Origin of the sequence: Clostridium sp. YIM B02569 (assembly GCF_022320765.1) — a bacterium.
Classification (GTDB): Bacteria; Bacillota; Clostridia; order Clostridiales; family Clostridiaceae; genus Clostridium; species Clostridium beijerinckii.
In genome coordinates, this window is the sequence record NZ_JAKJJX010000022.1 from 31,906 (window position 1) to 53,481 (window position 21,576).

At 33.7% G+C, this 21,576-nt stretch carries 26 protein-coding genes; all 26 read left to right on the plus strand.

Translation table 11 applies throughout. The features are described 5' to 3' along the window. Positions 1 to 250 precede the first annotated feature (250 nt). The 26 genes from rpoB to rpmD all read left to right on the plus strand — a co-directional run bounded on the left by rpoB (position 251) and on the right by rpmD (position 21,558). Entirely contained in the window at positions 251 to 3,961 is a 3,711-nt protein-coding gene (gene rpoB, locus L3B96_RS18770; RefSeq protein WP_077856593.1) for a DNA-directed RNA polymerase subunit beta, read from the plus strand. A 21-nt stretch (positions 3,962 to 3,982) separates the two neighbouring features. Then, entirely contained in the window at positions 3,983 to 7,519 is a 3,537-nt protein-coding gene (gene rpoC / locus L3B96_RS18775) for a DNA-directed RNA polymerase subunit beta' (protein ID WP_077856592.1), read from the plus strand. 256 nt (positions 7,520 to 7,775) lie between these two features. After that, on the plus strand, positions 7,776 to 8,153 hold the full coding sequence (gene rpsL, locus L3B96_RS18780; RefSeq protein ID WP_011967508.1) for a 30S ribosomal protein S12: 378 nt from the start codon (positions 7,776 to 7,778) through the stop codon (positions 8,151 to 8,153). Between the two features lie 149 nt (positions 8,154 to 8,302). Beyond that, the gene (gene rpsG, locus L3B96_RS18785; protein ID WP_017210137.1) at positions 8,303 to 8,773 is read left to right on the plus strand and encodes a 30S ribosomal protein S7; all 471 of its coding nucleotides are present in this window, start codon (positions 8,303 to 8,305) and stop codon (positions 8,771 to 8,773) included. A gap of 83 nt (positions 8,774 to 8,856) precedes the next feature. Further along, positions 8,857 to 10,923: an elongation factor G gene (fusA, locus tag L3B96_RS18790; RefSeq protein ID WP_238901367.1), complete on the plus strand. Its 2,067-nt coding sequence runs from the start codon at positions 8,857 to 8,859 to the stop codon at positions 10,921 to 10,923. A 187-nt stretch (positions 10,924 to 11,110) separates the two neighbouring features. Then, entirely contained in the window at positions 11,111 to 12,304 is a 1,194-nt protein-coding gene (tuf, locus tag L3B96_RS18795) for an elongation factor Tu (protein WP_077303750.1), read from the plus strand. Positions 12,305 to 12,759: 455 nt separating this feature from the next. Further along, positions 12,760 to 13,068 carry a 30S ribosomal protein S10 gene (gene rpsJ / locus L3B96_RS18800; RefSeq protein ID WP_002582605.1) on the plus strand — a complete coding sequence of 103 codons (309 nt, stop codon included), beginning with the start codon at positions 12,760 to 12,762 and terminating at the stop codon, positions 13,066 to 13,068. A 72-nt stretch (positions 13,069 to 13,140) separates the two neighbouring features. Beyond that, the gene (gene rplC / locus L3B96_RS18805) at positions 13,141 to 13,770 is read left to right on the plus strand and encodes a 50S ribosomal protein L3 (RefSeq protein WP_011967511.1); all 630 of its coding nucleotides are present in this window, start codon (positions 13,141 to 13,143) and stop codon (positions 13,768 to 13,770) included. Positions 13,771 to 13,796: 26 nt separating this feature from the next. Next, the gene (gene rplD / locus L3B96_RS18810) at positions 13,797 to 14,417 is read left to right on the plus strand and encodes a 50S ribosomal protein L4 (RefSeq protein WP_011967512.1); all 621 of its coding nucleotides are present in this window, start codon (positions 13,797 to 13,799) and stop codon (positions 14,415 to 14,417) included. Further along, positions 14,417 to 14,713: a 50S ribosomal protein L23 gene (rplW, locus tag L3B96_RS18815; RefSeq protein WP_011967513.1), complete on the plus strand. Its 297-nt coding sequence runs from the start codon at positions 14,417 to 14,419 to the stop codon at positions 14,711 to 14,713. The genes rplD and rplW overlap by 1 nt, the downstream gene beginning before the upstream one ends. 64 nt (positions 14,714 to 14,777) lie before the next feature. Then, a complete protein-coding gene (gene rplB, locus L3B96_RS18820; protein WP_017209698.1) occupies positions 14,778 to 15,611 on the plus strand; it encodes a 50S ribosomal protein L2 in 834 nt (277 codons plus the stop codon). Between the two features lie 65 nt (positions 15,612 to 15,676). Then, on the plus strand, positions 15,677 to 15,949 hold the full coding sequence (rpsS, locus tag L3B96_RS18825) for a 30S ribosomal protein S19 (protein ID WP_023974821.1): 273 nt from the start codon (positions 15,677 to 15,679) through the stop codon (positions 15,947 to 15,949). A gap of 20 nt (positions 15,950 to 15,969) precedes the next feature. Further along, the gene (gene rplV, locus L3B96_RS18830) at positions 15,970 to 16,305 is read left to right on the plus strand and encodes a 50S ribosomal protein L22 (RefSeq protein ID WP_009167817.1); all 336 of its coding nucleotides are present in this window, start codon (positions 15,970 to 15,972) and stop codon (positions 16,303 to 16,305) included. 24 nt (positions 16,306 to 16,329) lie between these two features. Then, the gene (gene rpsC / locus L3B96_RS18835; RefSeq protein WP_011967516.1) at positions 16,330 to 16,995 is read left to right on the plus strand and encodes a 30S ribosomal protein S3; all 666 of its coding nucleotides are present in this window, start codon (positions 16,330 to 16,332) and stop codon (positions 16,993 to 16,995) included. 17 nt (positions 16,996 to 17,012) lie between these two features. After that, positions 17,013 to 17,447 (plus strand): 50S ribosomal protein L16, encoded by a 435-nt coding sequence (rplP, locus tag L3B96_RS18840; RefSeq protein WP_008426579.1) that lies wholly within the window; start codon positions 17,013 to 17,015, stop codon positions 17,445 to 17,447. Further along, positions 17,447 to 17,659 (plus strand): 50S ribosomal protein L29, encoded by a 213-nt coding sequence (gene rpmC, locus L3B96_RS18845; RefSeq protein WP_009167820.1) that lies wholly within the window; start codon positions 17,447 to 17,449, stop codon positions 17,657 to 17,659. Before rplP ends, rpmC begins: the two co-directional genes overlap by 1 nt. A gap of 23 nt (positions 17,660 to 17,682) precedes the next feature. Further along, positions 17,683 to 17,937, plus strand: a complete 255-nt coding sequence (rpsQ, locus tag L3B96_RS18850) for a 30S ribosomal protein S17 (RefSeq protein WP_011967517.1) — start codon at positions 17,683 to 17,685, stop codon at positions 17,935 to 17,937. 28 nt (positions 17,938 to 17,965) lie between these two features. Next, entirely contained in the window at positions 17,966 to 18,334 is a 369-nt protein-coding gene (gene rplN, locus L3B96_RS18855) for a 50S ribosomal protein L14 (protein WP_011967518.1), read from the plus strand. Positions 18,335 to 18,349: 15 nt separating this feature from the next. Then, positions 18,350 to 18,664 (plus strand): 50S ribosomal protein L24, encoded by a 315-nt coding sequence (gene rplX, locus L3B96_RS18860; RefSeq protein ID WP_011967519.1) that lies wholly within the window; start codon positions 18,350 to 18,352, stop codon positions 18,662 to 18,664. Positions 18,665 to 18,686: 22 nt separating this feature from the next. After that, positions 18,687 to 19,226, plus strand: coding sequence for a 50S ribosomal protein L5 (gene rplE, locus L3B96_RS18865; RefSeq protein WP_011967520.1), 540 nt, complete (start codon positions 18,687 to 18,689; stop codon positions 19,224 to 19,226). 16 nt (positions 19,227 to 19,242) lie between these two features. Next, positions 19,243 to 19,428: a type Z 30S ribosomal protein S14 gene (locus L3B96_RS18870; RefSeq protein ID WP_009167825.1), complete on the plus strand. Its 186-nt coding sequence runs from the start codon at positions 19,243 to 19,245 to the stop codon at positions 19,426 to 19,428. A 32-nt stretch (positions 19,429 to 19,460) separates the two neighbouring features. Further along, a complete protein-coding gene (gene rpsH / locus L3B96_RS18875; RefSeq protein WP_008426597.1) occupies positions 19,461 to 19,859 on the plus strand; it encodes a 30S ribosomal protein S8 in 399 nt (132 codons plus the stop codon). Positions 19,860 to 19,927: 68 nt separating this feature from the next. Continuing rightward, positions 19,928 to 20,470, plus strand: coding sequence for a 50S ribosomal protein L6 (rplF, locus tag L3B96_RS18880; protein ID WP_011967521.1), 543 nt, complete (start codon positions 19,928 to 19,930; stop codon positions 20,468 to 20,470). An 18-nt stretch (positions 20,471 to 20,488) separates the two neighbouring features. Further along, positions 20,489 to 20,848, plus strand: coding sequence for a 50S ribosomal protein L18 (gene rplR, locus L3B96_RS18885; RefSeq protein ID WP_011967522.1), 360 nt, complete (start codon positions 20,489 to 20,491; stop codon positions 20,846 to 20,848). Positions 20,849 to 20,868: 20 nt separating this feature from the next. Then, entirely contained in the window at positions 20,869 to 21,366 is a 498-nt protein-coding gene (rpsE, locus tag L3B96_RS18890; protein ID WP_011967523.1) for a 30S ribosomal protein S5, read from the plus strand. A 12-nt stretch (positions 21,367 to 21,378) separates the two neighbouring features. After that, the gene (rpmD, locus tag L3B96_RS18895; RefSeq protein ID WP_011967524.1) at positions 21,379 to 21,558 is read left to right on the plus strand and encodes a 50S ribosomal protein L30; all 180 of its coding nucleotides are present in this window, start codon (positions 21,379 to 21,381) and stop codon (positions 21,556 to 21,558) included. Positions 21,559 to 21,576: the final 18 nt, after the last annotated feature.

A 21,576-nucleotide genomic window follows, 5' to 3' on the forward strand; every position in this document is an offset into this window, starting at 1 on the left:
ATAGGTATTTTATATAGCTTTATAACTGAAAAGAATTATTCAATAATATTTATTGACAAGAAAAATATCCTATGATATTATAATATAATGTATTATTCTCTATGGAATACTATATATTTATAGTGAAAATAAAGAGTATAATCTGGTGAATAATGGTTATACTATAGAAAGACGCTGTCCGAAAGCAAAGTCCTTAGGGAAAGTATGCTTTTGGCTATTTTAGTTTATTTTATACAAGGGGTGAAAATTCATGGTACATCCTGTCCAAGTTGGAAAAAGAACAAGAATGAGTTTTGGTAAGGTTAATGATGTTACTGAAATGCCGAATTTAATTGAAGTACAATTAGATTCGTATGAATGGTTTTTAAGAGAAGGGTTGCATGAAGTTTTTGATGATATTAATCCTATCACAAACTTCACGGGAAATTTAGTACTTGAGTTCGTAGACTATAAACTTGATATGGAAAACATCAAGTATTCTGTCGAAGAATGTAAGGAAAGAGACGCGACTTATGCTGCACCATTAAAAGTTTCAATCAGATTGCAGAATAATGAAACTGGTGAAATTAAAGAACAAGAAGTATTTATGGGTGACTTCCCATTAATGACAGAGCAAGGTACCTTTGTAATTAATGGTGCTGAAAGAGTTATAGTTAGTCAATTAGTAAGATCACCGGGTGTATATTATAACTACTCTATAGATAAGAGTGGTAAAAAGTTATATTCATCAACTGTTATTCCTAATAGAGGAGCATGGTTGGAATACGAAACAGATTCTAATGATGTAATTTATGTAAGAATTGATAAAACTAGAAAATTATCAATTAGCATATTGGCAAGAGCTATGGGATTAGGCAGTGATCAGGAGTTGTTAGATTTCTTCGGTGAAGAAGAAAGATTTAGAGCTTCAATAGAAAAAGACAACACTAAAACTAAAGAGGAAGCACTACTTGAAATATATAAAAGATTGAGACCTGGTGAACCACCAACAGTAGATAGTGCTATATCTTTAATTGATACATTATTTTTCGATGCAAAAAGATATGATTTATCTAGAGTAGGAAGATACAAATTTAATAAAAAACTTGCATTAAACCTAAGAATAGCTAACCAAGTAGCGGCCACTGATATTGTTAATCCACAAACCGGAGAAATAATGGTGGAGAAGGGTCAGAAAATAAGTAGATTAGTAGCTGAAGAAATTCAGAATGCAGGTGTTAAATCTGTTGATGTATTAATAGAAGATAAAGTTATTAGAGTAATTAGTAATAACTTTGTAGACTTAAAGAAACAAGTTTCCTTTGATATTTCAGACCTAGGAATAAAAGAATTGGTTCATTATCCAACTTTGAAAGAAATATTGGATAATTTTTCTGATGAAGCAAGTATTAAAGAGGAAATTAAGAAGAATATTAGTAAACTTATTCCTAAACACATCATAAGGGATGATATATTTGCAACTATAAGTTATGAATTAGGATTAACTTATGGAATAGGTTATGTTGATGATATAGATCATTTAGGCAATAGAAGATTAAGATCTGTAGGAGAATTATTGCAGAACCAATTTAGAATTGGTCTATCTAGAATGGAAAGAGTAGTAAAGGAAAGAATGACTATTCAAGATCAAGAAGCTATAACTCCTCAAATGTTAATTAATATAAGACCAGTAGCAGCAGCTATTAAAGAATTTTTTGGTAGCTCGCAGTTATCACAATTCATGGATCAAACAAATCCATTATCAGAGCTTACTCATAAAAGAAGGTTGTCAGCATTGGGACCAGGAGGTCTTTCAAGGGAAAGAGCTGGTTTCGAAGTAAGAGACGTTCACCATTCGCATTATGGTAGAATGTGTCCTATTGAAACACCAGAAGGTCCAAATATAGGGCTTATAAATTCTTTGGCAACTTTTGCAAAAGTTAATGAGTATGGATTTATAGAAACACCATATAGAATTGTTGATAAAGAAAATGGAAGAGCTACAGATGAAATAAGGTATTTCACTGCAGATGAAGAAGATCAATGTTTAATAGCTGAAGCAAAAGAGCCAATGGATGAAAATGGGCACTTTATAAATAAAAAGGTCAGAGTAAGACATTTAGAGGATATATTAGTTGTTCCAACAACTGACGTTGATTTAATAGATGTATCTGCAAGACAAATTGTATCTGTTGCAACTGCGATGATACCATTCCTTGAGAATGATGATGCATCAAGAGCCCTTATGGGTTCAAACATGCAACGTCAAGCAGTTCCATTACTAAGTCCTCAAGCACCAATAGTTGGAACAGGGATCGAATTTAAAGCTGCTGTTGACTCAGGGGTATTACCAAAAGCAAAGAATGCTGGAGTAGTTACTTACGTTTCAGGCAGTGAGATTCGTGTTAAAAGAGACTCAGATGGTGGCACAGATGTATATAAATTATTAAAGTTTAAGAGAAGTAACTCAGGAACTTGTATTAATCAAAGACCGATAGTTGATACAGGAGAAATAGTATACAAGAATCAAGTTATTGCAGATGGTCCGTCTACAGATTTAGGTGAAATTGCATTAGGTAAGAATATCAGAATGGGATTCATAACTTGGGAAGGTTATAATTACGAAGATGCTATGCTAATTTCAGAAGAATTGGTCAGAGAAGATATCTTTACATCTATGCATATAGAAGAATATGAATGTGAAGCTAGAGATACTAAGTTAGGACCAGAGGAAATTACAAGAGATATACCAAATGTAAGTGATGATGCACTTAAGGATGTAGATGATAGAGGAATTATACGAATTGGTGCAGAAGTAAGATCAGGAGACATATTGGTTGGAAAAGTAACTCCAAAAGGTGAAACTGAGCTTACAGCAGAAGAAAGATTGCTAAGAGCAATATTTGGTGAAAAGGCAAGAGAAGTAAGAGATACTTCATTAAGAGTTCCTCACGGAGAAGCTGGAATAATTGTTGATATAAAAGTATTTACAAGAGAAAATGGAGACGAATTGAATCCTGGAGTAAATGAACTTGTAAGATGCTATATAGCACAAAAAAGAAAAATTTCAGTTGGAGATAAGATGGCAGGACGTCATGGTAATAAGGGGGTTATCTCTAGAATATTACCAGAAGAAGATATGCCGTTCTTGCCAGACGGTAGACCTCTTCAAATATGCTTAAATCCATTAGGAGTACCTTCTCGTATGAATATAGGTCAGGTACTTGAAGTTCACTTAGGTTGGGCAGCTAGTCATTTAGGATGGCATATAGCTACACCTGTATTTGATGGTGCAACACAACCTGAAATCACAGAATGCATGATAAAAGCAGGATTTAGAGAAGATGCTAAAACTATATTATATGATGGTAGAACTGGAGAACCATTTGATAATCCGGTAACTGTCGGTATAATGTATATTTTAAAACTTCACCATTTAGTAGATGATAAGATTCATGCTAGATCTACAGGACCATATTCATTGGTTACTCAACAACCATTAGGAGGTAAAGCTCAATTTGGTGGTCAAAGATTTGGTGAAATGGAAGTTTGGGCATTAGAAGCATATGGAGCAGCACATACACTTCAGGAAATATTAACTGTTAAATCAGATGATGTTGTAGGTAGAGTTAAAACATATGAAGCTATAGTAAAAGGTGAAAATATACCTGAACCAGGGGTTCCAGAATCATTCAAGGTTCTTATTAAGGAACTACAAGCATTATGCTTAGATATTAAGGTATTAAATGATGAGCATGAAGAAGTAACTTTAAAGGAATTTGTTGATGAAGATATGGCAAATCTAGAAGTTAATATAGAAGGCACTGAAGAGATTATGGTGCCAGAACCAGATGTATTAGATGATGATAGTTATGATCAAAATAATGATGAAGACATAGATGAAATTGATTATGATGAAAGTGTCGATATAGCTGATCTTGAAACTGAATTAGAACTAGATGATTTTAATGATGAACACTAATTTTGAAGGGAGGATTTACCCTTGTTTGAATTAAATAATTTCGATGCAATACAAATTGGTTTAGCATCTCCAGAACAAATAAGACAGTGGTCAAGAGGAGAAGTTAAAAAACCAGAAACTATTAACTATAGGACTTTAAAACCAGAGAGAGATGGTTTATTCTGTGAAAGAATTTTTGGACCAATGAAAGATTGGGAATGTCACTGTGGAAAGTATAAGAGAGTAAGATATAAAGGGATAGTTTGTGATAGATGTGGAGTTGAAGTCACAAAAGCTAAAGTAAGAAGAGAAAGAATGGGGCATATAGAATTAGCTGCCCCAGTATCTCATATTTGGTATTTTAAGGGAATTCCATCAAGAATGGGATTAATTTTAGATATGTCGCCAAGAGCTTTGGAAAAAGTTCTGTATTTTGCATCTTATATAGTGATAGATCCTAAGGAAACACCATTATTAAAGAAACAACTTCTCAATGAAAAGGAATATAGAGAAGCTGTAGATAAATATGGCGATGAAAGCTTTGTAGCAGGCATGGGAGCAGAGGCAATTCAAGATTTGCTAAATGAAATTGATTTAGAAACTTCTTCAAAAGAACTTAAAGAAGAATTAAAACAAAGTTCAGGACAAAAGAAAGTTAGAATAATTAGAAGACTAGAAGTTGTAGAGTCATTTAGAAAATCAGGTAATGATCCACAGTGGATGGTTATAAATGTAATACCAGTAATTCCACCGGATTTAAGACCTATGGTTCAATTAGATGGAGGAAGATTTGCGACATCTGATTTAAATGATTTATATAGAAGAGTAATAAACAGAAATAACAGATTAAAGAAGTTATTAGATTTAGGCGCTCCAGATATAATTGTAAGAAATGAAAAAAGAATGCTTCAAGAAGCAGTAGATGCTCTTATTGACAATGGTAGAAGAGGCAGACCGGTAACTGGACCAGGAAATAGACCTTTGAAATCTCTTTCAGATATGTTAAAAGGTAAACAGGGTAGATTTAGACAGAACTTACTTGGTAAGAGAGTTGACTACTCAGGTAGATCGGTTATTGTTGTTGGTCCAGAACTTAAAATGTATCAATGCGGACTTCCTAAGGAAATGGCAATAGAATTATTTAAACCATTTGTTATGAAAAAGCTTGTACAAGATGGCATAGCTCATAATATAAAGAGTGCCAAGAGAATGGTTGAGAGAGTATTACCACAAGTATGGGATGTATTAGAAGAAGTAATTGCAGATCATCCAGTATTACTTAACCGTGCACCTACTCTACACAGACTTGGTATTCAAGCGTTCCAACCTGTATTAGTAGAAGGTAGAGCAATAAAACTTCATCCGTTAGCATGTACAGCTTATAATGCTGACTTTGATGGAGACCAAATGGCTGTCCATCTTCCATTATCAGTAGAGGCTCAAGCTGAAGCTAGATTTTTAATGTTAGCTGCAACAAATATTCTAAAACCATCAGATGGTAAACCGGTTTGTGTACCTACACAAGATATGATTCTAGGATCATATTATTTAACAATGGATAAAAATGGAGCTAAAGGCGATGGTATGACATTCTCAAGCAAAGATGAAGCTATAATGGCGTATGAAGTTAAAGAAATTGACATACATGCTCAAATAAATGTTAGAATGTTTAGAGAAGTCGATGGAGAATTGAAATCTAAGATCATTAAAACTACTGTTGGAAAGATTATATTTAATGAATCAATTCCACAAAATCTTGGATTAGTAAATAGAGAAAATGAAGAAGAATCATTTAATCTAGAAGTTGATTTCTTAGCTACGAAAAAGTCGTTAGGAAAGATAATCGATCAATGTTATATGAAGCATGGTCCGGTTAAAACATCTATAATGCTTGATAATATTAAAGCATTGGGGTATCATTATTCATCAATCGGGGCTGTAACAGTTGCTTCATCAGATATAATAGTTCCAAAAGTGAAATATGATTTACTTAAGGAAGCAGATGAAACGATCGAAAAGATTGAAAAGATGTATAAGAGAGGTTTCATATCTGATGAAGAAAGATATGAAAGAGTTATAGAAAAATGGACTCAGACAACTGAAGATGTAGCCAATGCATTAATGGATAGTCTTGATAAATTTAATCCGATATATATGATGGCTGATTCTGGAGCCAGAGGATCAAAATCTCAGATCAAGCAGTTAGCTGGTATGAGAGGTCTTATGGCCAGTCCATCAGGTAAGATTATAGAGTTACCTATAAGGGCATCATTTAAAGAAGGATTAGATGTAATAGAATATTTCTTATCAACACATGGAGCTAGAAAGGGTAATGCAGATACAGCCTTAAAGACTGCGGATTCTGGATATCTAACTAGAAGACTTGTTGATGTTTCACAAGATGTTATTGTAAGAGAAGAAGATTGTGGCACAGATGAAGGAATATTTGTAAGTGAAATTAAAGAAGGTAACGAAGTTATCGAGGAATTAAGAGAAAGATTAATTGGTAGATATACAGCAGAAGATATTGTTGATCCGGAAACTGGGGATGTATTACATCCAAAGAATGAATATATGGATCCATATGCCGCTGATAAGATAGTTTCTGCAGGAATTAAGAAAGTGAAGATTAGATCCGTATTCACTTGTAAGTGTAAAGTTGGTGTATGTGCTAGATGCTATGGTATGAATATGGCGACAGCTAAAAAGATTGATATTGGAGAAGCTGTTGGAATAATAGCGGCTCAATCAATTGGAGAACCAGGAACACAGCTTACAATGAGAACATTCCATACTGGTGGAGTTGCAGGAGCAGATATTACTCAAGGTTTACCTAGAGTTGAGGAGCTATTTGAGGCTAGAAAACCGAAGGGGCTTGCAATAGTAAGTGAAATTGCTGGTACTGCGAGAATAGAAGAAACTAAAAAGAAAAGAACAGTAATAGTTATGGGTGCCGATGGAGAAGAACGTAGCTACGATATACCTTTTGGATCAAGATTGAGAGTTAATGAAAGTGATTATGTTGAAGCTGGAGATGAAATCACAGAAGGTTCGGTAAATCCTCATGATATAATGAGCATAAAAGGAATAGATGGAGCGAGAAGATACTTACTTTCAGAGGTTCAAAAAGTTTATAGACTACAAGGTGTTGATATTAATGATAAACACTTAGAAGTTGTTGTTAGACAAATGACTAGAAAGATAAAAATCGTTGATTCAGGTGACACGGATTTATTACCAGGAACTATGATTGATATGTTTGATTTCTATGAAGAAAATGCTAGAGTAAGAGAATTTGGTGGAGAAGAAGCAAAAGGAGAACAAACTCTACTAGGTATAACTAAGGCAGCATTAGCAACTGATAGTTTCCTATCAGCAGCTTCGTTCCAAGAAACGACAAGAGTTCTAACAGAAGCAGCAATTAAAGGAAAAGTTGATCCTTTAGTTGGATTAAAAGAAAATGTAATAATTGGTAAGCTTATTCCAGCTGGTACTGGAATGATGAGATATAGATCTTTAAAGGTGGAAACAGATAGTGAATTAGTTGAAGAAACTATTGGAGAAACTGTTGAAGAATAAGCATGTATTATATTGACATGTGTAAAATTAAATGATAAAATACAATTTGTGTGATTTTAAATGTGAAATCACACAAATTAATGTGAATATATCATTTTATAAAAGTAAATTTATAGCTTAATACATAGGATATTGATTTATTGTGTAAAATTTAGGTATATTTGATAAGTTGTATGATATACTAATTCATATAACTTGATAAATTAGTGTTTATCTTAATTTTAAAATAGATAAATAAATTTCAGGAGGTGAAAAAATGCCAACTATTAGCCAATTAGTAAGAAAAGGCAGAAAAACAGCAGTAGTTAAATCAACTGCACCAGCACTTAAAGAGTGTCCTCAAAAAAGAGGTGTATGTACAGTAGTTAAAACAACAACTCCTAAAAAACCTAACTCAGCGTTAAGAAAAATTGCCAGAGTTAGATTAACAAATGGATTTGAAGTAACTGCATATATTGGTGGAGTAGGTCACAACTTACAAGAACATAGTGTTGTTCTTATAAGAGGTGGAAGAGTTAAAGACCTTCCTGGTGTTAGATACCATATCGTAAGAGGTGCGCTAGACTGCGCTGGAGTAGCTAACAGATTACAAGGAAGATCAAAGTACGGTGCTAAGAGACCTAAGAAGAAATAGGAATTTTAACAAAGAATAGTGCTTATCTTCAACAGAAATTATAGATTTTATTTTGAGTTTATATAGATGTAAAAGATGTAGCACTTTACGGTATGAAAAATACCGAGTACCGATGAACTTAAATTTAAAATGTTAAGGAGGGAAGAAAAGTGCCAAGAAAAGGACATATCGCAAAAAGAGACGTATTACCAGATCCAGTATACAATTCAAAGGTTGTTACTAAATTTATAAATAGTATAATGGAAGATGGTAAGAAGGGTGTAGCCCAAAAGATATGCTATGAAGCATTTGAATTAATAGCAAAAAGAAGTGGAAAAGAAGCTTTAGAAGTATTTGAAGAAGCTATGAACAATGTAATGCCATTACTAGAAGTTAAAGCTAGAAGAATAGGTGGTGCTACTTATCAAGTTCCAATCGAAGTTAGACCAGAAAGAAGACAGACATTAGGAATAAGATGGATGTTAATAGCAGCTAGAAAAAGAGGCGAAAAGCTAATGAGTGAAAGAGTTGCTGGTGAATTATTAGATGCATCTAATAATACAGGAGCAGCTGTTAAGAAGAGAGAAGATACTCATAAAATGGCAGAAGCTAATAAGGCATTTGCTCATTACAGATACTAATATCTATAAAACTGTTTTGGCTTATGCTAAGGCAGTTTTGTCAAATTAAATTATATTTTACTCATTGAGAGGAGGACAAATAAATGGCTAGAAAATATCCTTTAGATAAATTCCGTAACTTCGGTATAATGGCTCATATAGATGCTGGTAAGACAACAACTACTGAACGTATATTGTTCTATACAGGAGTGAGTCACAAAATAGGGGAAGTTCATGATGGTGAAGCTACAATGGACTGGATGGTTCAAGAACAAGAAAGAGGTATAACAATTACTTCAGCAGCAACTTCATGTTTCTGGAAAGAACATGAACTTAATATTATAGATACTCCTGGTCACGTAGACTTCACAGTTGAAGTTGAAAGATCATTAAGAGTACTTGATGGAGCTGTTACAGTTCTTGATGCAAAGAGCGGTGTTGAACCACAAACTGAAACTGTTTGGAGACAGGCAGATAAGTATGGTGTGCCAAGAATGATTTATGTAAATAAAATGGATGCAACAGGTGCTGATTTCTTTAGATGTATTCAAACAGTTAAAGATAGATTAAAAGCAAACGCAGTTCCGATTCAGATTCCAGTAGGTAGCGAACAAGGCTTCAAAGGAATGGTTGACCTTATAAAGAATGTTGCTTTTATATTCTATGATGATCTTGGAAAAGATATGAGAGAAGAAGCTATACCAGCTGAATATGCTGATCAAGCTGAAGAATACAGAGCAGCAATGATAGAAGCTATTGCTGAAACAGATGAAGAATTAATGGAAAAGTATTTAGAAGGTGAAGAACTTACAATTGAAGAATTAAAAGCTGCTTTAAGAAAAGCTACAATTGCTAACGAAATATATCCTTGTATTTGTGGTTCTTCATACAAAAACAAAGGTGTTCAAGAAATGATTGATGGAGTTGTAGATTACTTACCATCACCATTAGATGTTCCAGCAATAAAAGGAACAACATTAGATGGAGAAGAAGATCATAGAAATTCTTCAGATTCTGAACCATTATCAGCTTTAGCATTTAAAATAGCTACTGATCCATTTGTTGGTAAATTAGCATTTACAAGAATATATTCTGGTGTAATGCAAAGTGGTTCATATGTTCTTAACTCAACGAAAGGTAAGAAAGAAAGAATCGGTAGACTTGTTAAGATGCATTCAAATTCAAGATCAGAAGTTGAATCATTAGAAGCAGGGGAAATTGGTGCAGTAATTGGATTAAAAAACACTACAACAGGTGATACTTTATGTGCAGAAAATAGTCCAATAATTCTTGAAGCTATGGAGTTCCCAGAACCAGTTATAAGAGTAGCTATTGAACCAAAGACAAAAGATGCTCAAGAAAAGATGGGGATGGCATTAGCTAAATTAGCAGAAGAAGATCCTACATTTAAGACTTGGACTGATACAGAAACAGGTCAAACAATTATTGCGGGTATGGGAGAGCTTCACTTAGAAATAATTGTTGATAGACTTCAAAGGGAATTTAAAGTTGAATGTAATGTTGGAGCACCTCAGGTTGCTTATAAGGAAACAATTAGATCAGCTGTTAAAGCAGAAGCTAAATATGCTAAACAATCAGGTGGTAAAGGACAATACGGTCATGCTGTGATTGAAATGGAACCAACTGAAGGTGAATATGTATTTGAAAATGCTGTTGTTGGAGGAGCTATTCCTAAGGAATACATACCAGCTATTGATGCAGGTATTCAAGAAGCATCTAAAAATGGTATAATTGCAGGCTATAATGTTATTAACTTCAAAGTTAAATTAGTACACGGTTCATATCATGAAGTTGACTCATCTGAAATGGCATTTAAAATAGCTGGTTCTATGGCATTTAAGAATGCAATGGCTAAAGCAAGCCCTGTACTTCTTGAACCAATGATGAAAGTTGAAGTAACAGTTCCAGAAGAATACATGGGAGATGTTATCGGAGATATCAATTCAAGAAGAGGTATAATGGAAGGTATGGAAGCTCTTAATGGAGCGCAAGTTATCAGAGCGTTTGTTCCATTATCAGAAATGTTTGGATATGCTACTACTTTAAGATCTAGAACTCAAGGTAGAGGAGTTTACTCAATGGTATTTGATCACTATGATGAAGTTCCAAAGAATATTCAAGAACAAATTGCAGGTAGCAGAACTAAATAAAGAGTAATATAAAGTTTTTATCATATTGTATATTAAATTATTTTACGGAACATATAATGTGCTTTAATAATTTTTATATAATATGGTAAAAAACTTGAATAATAAATATAGATATTAAAATATCTATAAGTTATAATATTTACGAAAAGATTCTTTAAATTATGTCTATCAAGGGAGGAAAATTATAATGGCAAAAGCAAAGTATGAAAGAAGTAAGCCACACGTTAATATTGGAACAATAGGTCACGTAGACCACGGTAAGACAACATTAACAGCAGCAATCACAACAGTATTAGCAAATAAAGGATTTGCAGAAGCATTTAACTATGCGGATATTGATAAGGCTCCAGAAGAAAAAGAAAGAGGAATCACAATCAATACAGCACACGTTGAGTATCAAACAGAAAACAGACACTATGCTCACGTTGACTGTCCAGGGCATGCTGACTATGTTAAGAACATGATTACAGGAGCAGCACAAATGGATGGAGCTATCTTAGTTGTATCAGCAGCAGATGGTCCAATGCCACAAACAAGAGAACATATACTACTAGGATCAAGAGTTGGTATCCAATATATCGTAGTATTCTTAAATAAAGCAGATATGGTAGACGATCCAGAATTATTAGAATTAGTAGAAATGGAAGTAAGAGAATTATTAAGCGAATATGACTTCCCAGGAGACGATATTCCAGTAATAACAGGATCAGCATTAAAAGCATTAGAAAATCCAACAGATGAAGAAGCAATTAAGCCAATCATGGATTTAATGGAAGCAGTAGATAGCTATATCCCAACTCCAGAAAGAGCAACAGATAAGCCATTCTTAATGCCAATCGAAGATGTATTCACAATTACAGGAAGAGGAACAGTTGCAACAGGAAGAGTTGAAGCTGGAGTACTTCATGTAGGAGATGAAGTAGAAATCGTTGGATTAACAGAAGAAAAGAAGAAAGTTGTAGTAACTGGAATCGAAATGTTCAGAAAGTTATTGGATGAAGCGCAAGCAGGAGATAACATCGGAGCATTATTAAGAGGAGTTCAAAGAGCTGATATTGAAAGAGGTCAAGTTTTATCAAAACCAAATTCAGTACATCCTCATACTAAATTTGTAGGTCAAGTATACGTACTTAAAAAAGAAGAAGGCGGAAGACATACTCCATTCTTCGATGGATACAGACCACAATTCTACTTCAGAACAACAGACGTTACAGGATCAATCAAGTTACCAGATGGAATGGAAATGGTAATGCCTGGAGATCACATTGATATGAATGTTGAATTAATCACTCCAATCGCAATGGATGAAGGATTAAGATTCGCTATCAGAGAAGGCGGAAGAACTGTAGGTTCTGGAGTTGTTACTAAAATAGTAGAATAAGATACATTTATATTTGACGGTAAAAGCAAGGAAATTACACCTTGCTTTTATTTTATGAATTATATAATCTAGTTAGTATTTCATAATAAAATCAGATTGTTATCACAAATATTTATTTATTATCGAAAATAAATTATGACAAACTGATATAAAATTTTTAGTAAAGATAGCTAAAAAATCACCAAATATAAGGAATTAAAAAAAAATAGGAAAATGTAAAAAAAAGCTTGAAAAGACAATATAACAATAGTATAATTAAGAAGTTGCATAGCATACAGCGAGGATTCAAGAGGTTGCCGGACTTCCGGGTAATTCTTGATGAGTAAGTTTGGATCTAGAATCCGACGACAGGGATTCTGTATTAAGTTTGGATATCACGAAACACCTGGAACAGTTTACAGAATAGCCGCTGTTGTGCGTTAGAAGTAAAACGTACATAAAAGGAGGGAAATGAAATGTCAAAGCAAAAAATAAGAATTAGATTAAAGGCTTTTGATCATACAATTTTAGATCAATCAGCTGAAAAAATTGTTGAAACTGCAAAAACATCAGGAGCTAAGGTTGTAGGACCAGTGCCACTACCAACTGAAAAAGATGTTGTTACAATATTAAGAGCGGTTCACAAGTACAAAGATTCAAGAGAACAATTTGAGATAAGAACTCATAAGAGATTAATCGATATTGTTAATCCATCACCTAAAACTGTTGATGCATTAATGAGATTAAATCTTCCAGCGGGTGTTGATATAGAAATCAAGCTTTAGTACTGGAAATAATATAAAACGGCTAGTTATGATTGTTAACAGTCCGCTAATTAGTTTGGGAGGTGTAAATACATGAAAAAAGCTATAATTGGAAGAAAAGTTGGAATGACACAAATTTTTGATGAAAAAGGAAAAGTGATTCCTGTAACTGTAGTAGAAGCTGGCCCATGTGTTGTTGTTCAAAAGAAAACATTAGAAAATGATGGTTATGAAGCAATACAAGTTGGTTTCGATGAAATAAGAGAAAAATTAGCTAATAAGCCAAGAAAAGGTCACTTTGCTAAGGCTGGAGCTACTTTAAGAAGAACTCTTAAAGAATTTAGACTTGACGATATAAGTCAATACGAAGTTGGAAATGAAATAAAAGCTGATGTATTTGGAGCAGGAGATAAAGTTGATGTATCTGCAGTATCTAAGGGAAAGGGTTTCCAAGGATCAATTAAAAGATGGAATCAACAAAGAGGACCTATGACTCATGGTTCTAAGTTCCATAGAGCACCAGGTTCAATGGGAGCTTCATCAGATCCATCTAGAACATTCAAAAACAAGAGAATGCCAGGACATATGGGATCTGTAAATACAACAGTACTTAATTTAGAAGTTGTTAAAGTAATAGCTGAAAAGAATTTAATACTAATTAAGGGTGGAATCCCAGGACCTAATAAAGGTACAGTAGTAATTAAAGATACAGTTAGAGCTTAATTTCTTTGAAGAAAGGAGGAAATAAAATGCCTACAGTAGGAGTATTTAATAAAGAAGGAAATAAAGTTGCAGATATGGAGTTAAATGAAAATGTATTTGCAGCAGAAATTAATGAATATGCATTGCACCAAGTAGTAGTTGCATTATTAGCTAACAAAAGACAAGGAACTCAATCAACTAAAACTAGATCTGAAGTTAGAGGAGGCGGAATTAAGCCTTGGAGACAAAAGGGTACTGGAAGAGCAAGACAAGGTTCTATCAGATCACCACAATGGATCAAAGGTGGAATTGTATTCGCACCAAAGCCAAGAGACTACAGAGTTTCAGTTCCAAAGAGTATGAGAAAGGTTGCTATGAAATCTGCTTTAACTAGCAAGGTTCAAGATAATCAAATGATAGTTCTTGATTCATTAAATTTTGAAGCACCAAAAACTAAGAGCATGATAGAAATGCTAAAGGCTTTAGAAGCTAATAAAGCATTAATTATAACAGCTGAATCAAATGAAGTTGTTTATAAGTCAGCAAGAAACATTCAAGGAATAAGTGTTATTCCTGCAAACAACATCAATGTATATGATTTATTGAAATATGAAAAATTAATCATAACTAAAGATGCTGTATCAAAAATTGAGGAGGTGTACGCATAATGAAATTAACAAGCCATGATATAATAAGAAAGCCAATCATAACTGAAAAAAGTATGGCGTCTATGGCCGAAAAAAGGTACACTTTCATAGTTCATGTTGATGCTAATAAATCTCAAATAAAGAGAGCTGTGGAAGAAGTTTTCAATGTTAAAGTTGAATCTGTTAACACTATAAACGGCTTAGGTAAAACTAAGAGAATGGGCGTACATGTAGGTAAGAGATCAGATTACAAGAAAGCTATAGTTACATTAACTGAAGAAAGTAATGGAATTGAATTCTTCGAGGGAATGCAATAATAGTAGAATAAAGCCATTATTGGTGATCAACACCAGAGAAGCTTGAAGAAGGAGGGAATTTTAAATGGCAGTTAAAAAGTTTAACCCTATTACACCAGCAAGAAGACAAATGACTATGCCAACTTTTGAAGAAATAACTTCACAAGAACCAGAAAAGTCACTTCTTGTTGCATTAAAGAGTAAAGCGGGTAGAAATGCTCAAGGTAAAATTACTGTTAGACATCGTGGCGGCGGTGTTAAGAGAAAATATAGAATAATAGACTTTAAAAGAAATAAAGATGAAATCCCAGCAAAGGTTGCAACTATAGAATATGATCCAAACAGATCAGCATATATTGCTCTTGTTATATATAGCGATGGAGAAAAGAGATATATTCTTGCACCAGCAGGATTAAAAGTTGGAGATGTAATAGAGTCTGGAGTTAATGCTGATATCAAACCTGGTAATGCACTTCCATTAAAGAACATACCAGTAGGTACAGTTATTCACAACATAGAATTACAAAGAGGTAAAGGTGGTCAATTAGTTAGAGCAGCAGGTGGATCAGCTCAATTAATGGCTAAAGAAGGAGATTATGCAACTCTTAGATTACCATCAGGTGAAATGAGATATGTAAGAATCGAATGTAGAGCTACAATAGGAACACTTTCTAATGCAACAAACGATATTGTTAATATCGGTAAAGCTGGTAGAAAGAGACATATGGGATGGAGACCAACAGTTAGAGGATCTGTAATGAACCCTAATGATCACCCTCATGGTGGTGGTGAAGGTAAATCTCCAGTTGGTAGACCAAGTCCAGTTACTCCATGGGGTAAACCAGCACTTGGATACAAAACTAGAAAGACTAAGAAATATTCAGATAAATTTATTATCAAAGATAGAAGAGCTAAGTAGTTTGAGGAGAATAGTAAGTTCTCTTCACAACTTAGACCTTAGTGTTTATGAAGGGAGGCATATTAGTGAGTAGATCAACAAAGAAAGCACCTTTTGTTCATGAGGGACTTTTTAAGAAAATAGAAGAAATGAATGGTAATGGAGAAAAAAAGGTTGTTAAGACTTGGTCAAGAAGTTCAACAATTTTTCCACAATTCATAGGTCATACAATTGCTGTTCATGATGGAAGAAAGCATGTACCAGTATATATATCAGAAGATATGGTTGGCCATAAATTAGGTGAGTTTGTATTAACTAGAACTTATAAAGGTCATGACGATAAAACATCAAAAAGATAGCCTGGAAAGGAGGATCATAAATGGAAGCTAGAGCTATAGCAAAATATATTAGAATGTCTCCAACAAAGGTAGGAGTAATTCTTGATTTAATAAGAGGAAAACAAGTTAACGAAGCTTTTGCTATTTTACAATATACTCCAAGAGAAGCAGCGGTAGTTATAAATAAAGTTTTAAAATCAGCTGTTGCTAATGCAGAAAACAATTTGGAATTGAATGCTGATAACTTATATGTTTCAGAGTGTTTCGTTGGTCAAGGATCAACATTAAAGAGATTCCAACCTCATGCTCAAGGTAGAGCATTTAAAATATTAAAGAAAACAAGCAATATAACAGTAGTTGTTAAAGAAAGAGCTTAATAAGATAAAAGGAGGGAAAAGCAAGTGGGTCAAAAAGTAAATCCTCATGGCCTTAGAGTAGGTGTTATCAAGGGATGGGACGCAAAATGGTATGCTAACAAGAAAAACTTTGCTGATAATCTTATAGAAGATAACAAGATCAGAAAATTTGTGAAAAAGGAACTTTTTTCTGCAGGTATTTCTAAAATTGAAATTGAAAGAGCTGCTAAAAGAGTAAAATTAAACATATATACAGCAAAGCCTGGTGTTATAATAGGTAAAGGTGGATCTGGAATTGAGGCTTTAAAAAATAAATTAACTCAATTCGTTGAAAATAAGAATGTTTTAATAAACATAGTTGAAGTTAAAAGTGCAGAAGCTGATGCACAATTAATGGCTGAAAATATTGCTGCACAATTAGAAAAAAGAATTTCATTCAGAAGAGCTATGAAGCAAACAATGCAAAGAGCTATGAAACACGGAATAAAAGGTGTAAAAACTGCTTGTTCTGGTAGATTAGGTGGAGCAGAAATAGCAAGAACTGAACATTATCATGAAGGAACAATTCCACTACAAACATTAAGAGCTGATATCGATTATGGATTTGCTGAAGCAGATACAACATATGGAAAAATCGGAGTTAAGGTTTGGGTTTATAATGGAGAAGTTCTTCCAACTAAGAAAGTAGAAAAGGAAGAGGCTAACGCATAGGAAAGGAGGAATAGATCATGTTAATGCCTAAAAGGGTAAAACATCGTAAGGTGCAACGTGGTAGAATGAAAGGTAAAGCTACAAGAGGTAATTTCTTAGCTTATGGTGATTACGGAATCCAAGCGCTAACTTGTGGATGGATAACAAGTAACCAAATTGAATCTGCCAGAATTGCTATCAATAGATACATTAAAAGAGGTGGAAAACTTTGGATAAAGATTTTCCCAGATAAACCAGTTACAGAAAAGCCAGCTGAAACAAGAATGGGTTCAGGTAAAGGATCACCAGAATACTGGGTTGCAGTAGTTAAACCAGGTAGAGTACTATTTGAATTATCAGGAGTACCAGAAGAAACTGCAAGAGAAGCAATGAGACTTGCTTCACATAAACTTCCTGTAAAAACAAAATTTGTTTCAAAAAGAGATTTTGAGGAAATGGGTGGTGAAGAATAATGAAGGCTAGAGAATTAAAAGAATTGAAATCAAGCAATCCTCAAGATTTAACAGTTAAATTGGGCGATCTTAAAGCGGAGTTATTTAATTTAAGATTTCAATTAGCTACAGGACAATTAGAAAATCCAATGAGAATAAGAGAAGTTAAGAAATCTATAGCCCAAATAAAAACCATCTTAAGAGAAGAAGAATTAAAAGCATTGGAACAATAAAAGTTGGAAGGAGGTAAGCCCTAATGGAAAGATCATTAAGAAAGAAAAGAATTGGTAGGGTTGTTTCTGATAAAATGGAAAAAACTATTGTAGTTGCCGTTGAAACTAAGGTTAGACACCCATTATACGGTAAGACAGTTAATAGAACTACAAAGTTTAAAGTACATGATGAGAATAATGAAGCTAAAATTAATGATAGAGTATCAATAATGGAAACTAGACCTTTATCTAAAGATAAGAGATGGAGACTTGTTGAAATAGTTGAAAAGGCTAAATAAGCTTTAAAACTGAAAGGAGGGTAATTTAATGATACAACAACAAACCTTATTAAAGGTTGCAGATAATTCAGGTGCAAAAGAAATTATGTGTATCAGAGTATTAGGTGGATCTAAAAGAAAGTTTGGTAATATCGGCGATGTTATAGTTGCTAGCGTTAAAAGTGCAACACCAGGTGGAGTTGTTAAAAAAGGTGATGTTGTAAAGGCAGTTGTAGTTAGATCAGTAAAAGGTGTAAGAAGAGCTGATGGTTCATATATTAAATTTGACGAAAACGCAGCAGTTATAATCAAAGATGATAAGCAACCAAGAGGAACTCGTATCTTTGGACCTGTTGCTAGGGAGCTAAGAGATAAAGAATTCACTAAAATTTTGTCATTAGCACCAGAAGTTCTATAAGAGGAGGTGGCCAACTTGAAGATACATGTAAGAAAGAATGATACAGTTATTGTTATATCTGGAAAAGATAAAGGCAAAACTGGTGAAGTGTTAAAAGCGTATCCAAAGACAGGAAAAGTTCTTGTTCAAGGAGTTAATATAGTTAAAAAACATCAAAAAGCTAATAAGGGTCAAGTTGAAAGCGCTATAATTGAAAAAGAAGCAGCAATCAACAGCTCAAAAGTTATGTTATATTGTAACAAATGTAAGAATGCGACTAGAATTAGTAACAAAGTTTTAGATGATGGTACTAAGGTTAGAGTATGTAAAAAATGCGGAGAAACATTCTAGATTTTGAAAGGAGGTAACTAATATGACAAGACTTCAAGAAAAATATCAAAAAGAAGTAGTTCCAGCTATGATTGAAAAGTTCGGATATAAAAACATAATGGAAGTACCAAAGCTAGAGAAGATAGTAATCAATATGGGAGTTGGAGAAGCTAAGGAAAATCAAAAAGTGCTAGAATCAGCAGTTAATGATTTGACTTTAATAGCAGGTCAAAAGCCTGTATTAACAAGAGCTAAAAAGTCTGTAGCTAACTTTAAAATTAGAGAAAATATGCCACTAGGATGCAAAGTTACTCTAAGAAAAGCTAACATGTTTGAATTTGCTGATAAACTAATGAGCATCGCACTACCAAGAGTTAGAGATTTCAGAGGGGTTTCTAGCAAAGCTTTTGATGGTAGAGGAAATTATTCATTAGGAATTAAAGAACAATTAATATTCCCAGAAATAGAATATGATAAGATAGATAAAGTTAGAGGAATGGATATAATCTTCGTTACTACAGCTAACACTGACGAAGAAGCTAGGGAATTATTAAGATTCCTTGGAATGCCATTCGCTCAATAATAAGGAGGGAAACACATTGGCACGTAAGGCTATTATTGAAAAGTGGAGCAAAACTCCTAAATACAAGACAAGAGCTTATACAAGATGTAGAATATGTGGAAGACCACATGCTGTATTAAAAAAATATGGAGTATGCCGTATTTGTTTTAGAGAACTTGCTTATAAGGGCGAAATTCCAGGTTGTAGAAAAGCAAGTTGGTAAGATATACGATGTAACGAAAGGAGGCACATTAAATGGTTATGACAGATCCTATAGCAGATTTATTAACTCGTGTAAGAAATGCTAATGCTGTAAGACATGAAGTGGTAGAAGTACCTTCTTCAAACGTAAAGAAGGAAATTGCAAATATATTATTACAAGAGGGTTATATAAAAGAAATAAATGAATATAACGATGGAGTTGTTCCAATGTTAAGATTATCTCTTAAGTATGGAGCTAATAAAGAAAGAGTTATAACTGGTATTAAGAGAATTTCTAAACCAGGATTAAGAGTTTATTGCAAGAAAGACGAGGTACCAAAAGTTCTTAATGGATTAGGTATCGCTGTTGTTTCAACTTCAAATGGAATAATGGTAGATAGAGAAGCTAGAAAGAACGGATTAGGTGGAGAAGTAATCTGCTACGTTTGGTAATATCTCAGATAAATTAAACTAGATAAAATTGTAAAATGCAATTTTAAAATAATACAGGAGGTGCAATTATGTCAAGAGTAGGTAGATTACCAATAGCTATTCCTGCTGATGTAACTGTTACTGTAACACCAGACAATTTAGTTACAGTTAAGGGACCAAAAGGTGAATTAGTTAAAACTATGCATAAAGATATTAGCATAGCTGTTGAAAACAATGAAGTAATTGTTACTAGACATAGTGAACAAAAAGATCACAGAGCTCTTCACGGTTTAACAAGAGCATTAATTAATAATATGGTAATTGGAGTAAAACAAGGGTACCAAAAAACTTTAGATTTAGTTGGTGTTGGTTATAGAGCTCAATTACAAGGTAAAAAGCTTGTAATGAACCTTGGATATTCACATCCAGTTGAAATTGAACCTATTGACGGAATCACATTTGAAACTCCAGCTGCAACTAGAGTAATAGTTAGCGGAATCGACAAGGAAAAAGTTGGATTTGCTGCAGCGGATATAAGAAAATGGAGAGTACCAGAACCATATAAGGGTAAAGGTATTAAGTATGAAAATGAAGTGATCAGACGTAAAGAAGGTAAGACTGGTAAGAAATAATAGAAAGGAGTGAGTTTTATGTTCAAAAAGGTAGACAAAAAGGCGAGCAGAGAAAAACGTCACCTTAGAGTTCGTAAAAAAGTTTTTGGAACTGCGGAAAGACCAAGACTTTCAGTATTTAAGAGTGAAAAGAATATATATGCACAAGTTATTGATGATATAAATGGTGTTACATTAGTAGCTGCTTCAAGTTTAGAAAAAGATTTTGCTGCAAAAGGCGGAAACAAAGAAGGTGCTAAACTTGTAGGTGAATTAGTAGCTAAAAAAGCTATAGAAAAAGGAATTGACGTAGTGGTATTTGATAGAGGCGGATACATATATCACGGAAGAATTCAAGAATTAGCACAAGCAGCTAGAGAAGCTGGCTTGAAATTCTAATTAAACAAGGAGGGAAATAAATGAGAATCGATCCTAGTACACTAGACCTTAAAGAAAAGGTTGTTTTCATAAACAGAGTTACTAAGGTTGTTAAGGGTGGTAGAAACTTCAGATTCAGCGCTCTAGTTGTTGTCGGAGACGAGAACGGACACGTTGGCGTTGGAATGGGTAAGTCAATCGAAATCCCAGAAGCAATAAAAAAAGGAATAGAAGATGCTAAGAAGAACTTAGTAAGCGTTGCAATGGTAGGAACAACAATTCCTCACCAAGTTAATGGTAAGTTCGGAACTGCAAATGTTCTAATTATGCCAGCTAAAGAAGGTACAGGAGTTATTGCTGGAGGTCCAGCAAGAGCAGTACTTGAATTAGCAGGATTAAAGGATGTTAGAGCTAAATCATTAGGTTCAAATAATCCTAATAACATGGTAAATGCTACAATAAACGGATTAGCTAGCTTAAGAACAGTAGAAGATATAGCTAAATTAAGAGGCAAATCTGTTGAAGAAATATTAGGTTAAGGAGATATTGCAATGGCTAAATTAAGAATTACATTAGTTAAGAGCTTAATAGGTAGAAAAAAAGACCATATCGCTACTGCAAATGCTCTTGGACTAACAAAGATAAGAAAAACAGTAGAACCTGAGGCAACACCTCAAGTTCAAGGTATGATAAAAAAGATTGAATATCTATTAAAAGTAGAAGAAGTATAAAAACAAGGAGGTGCACTG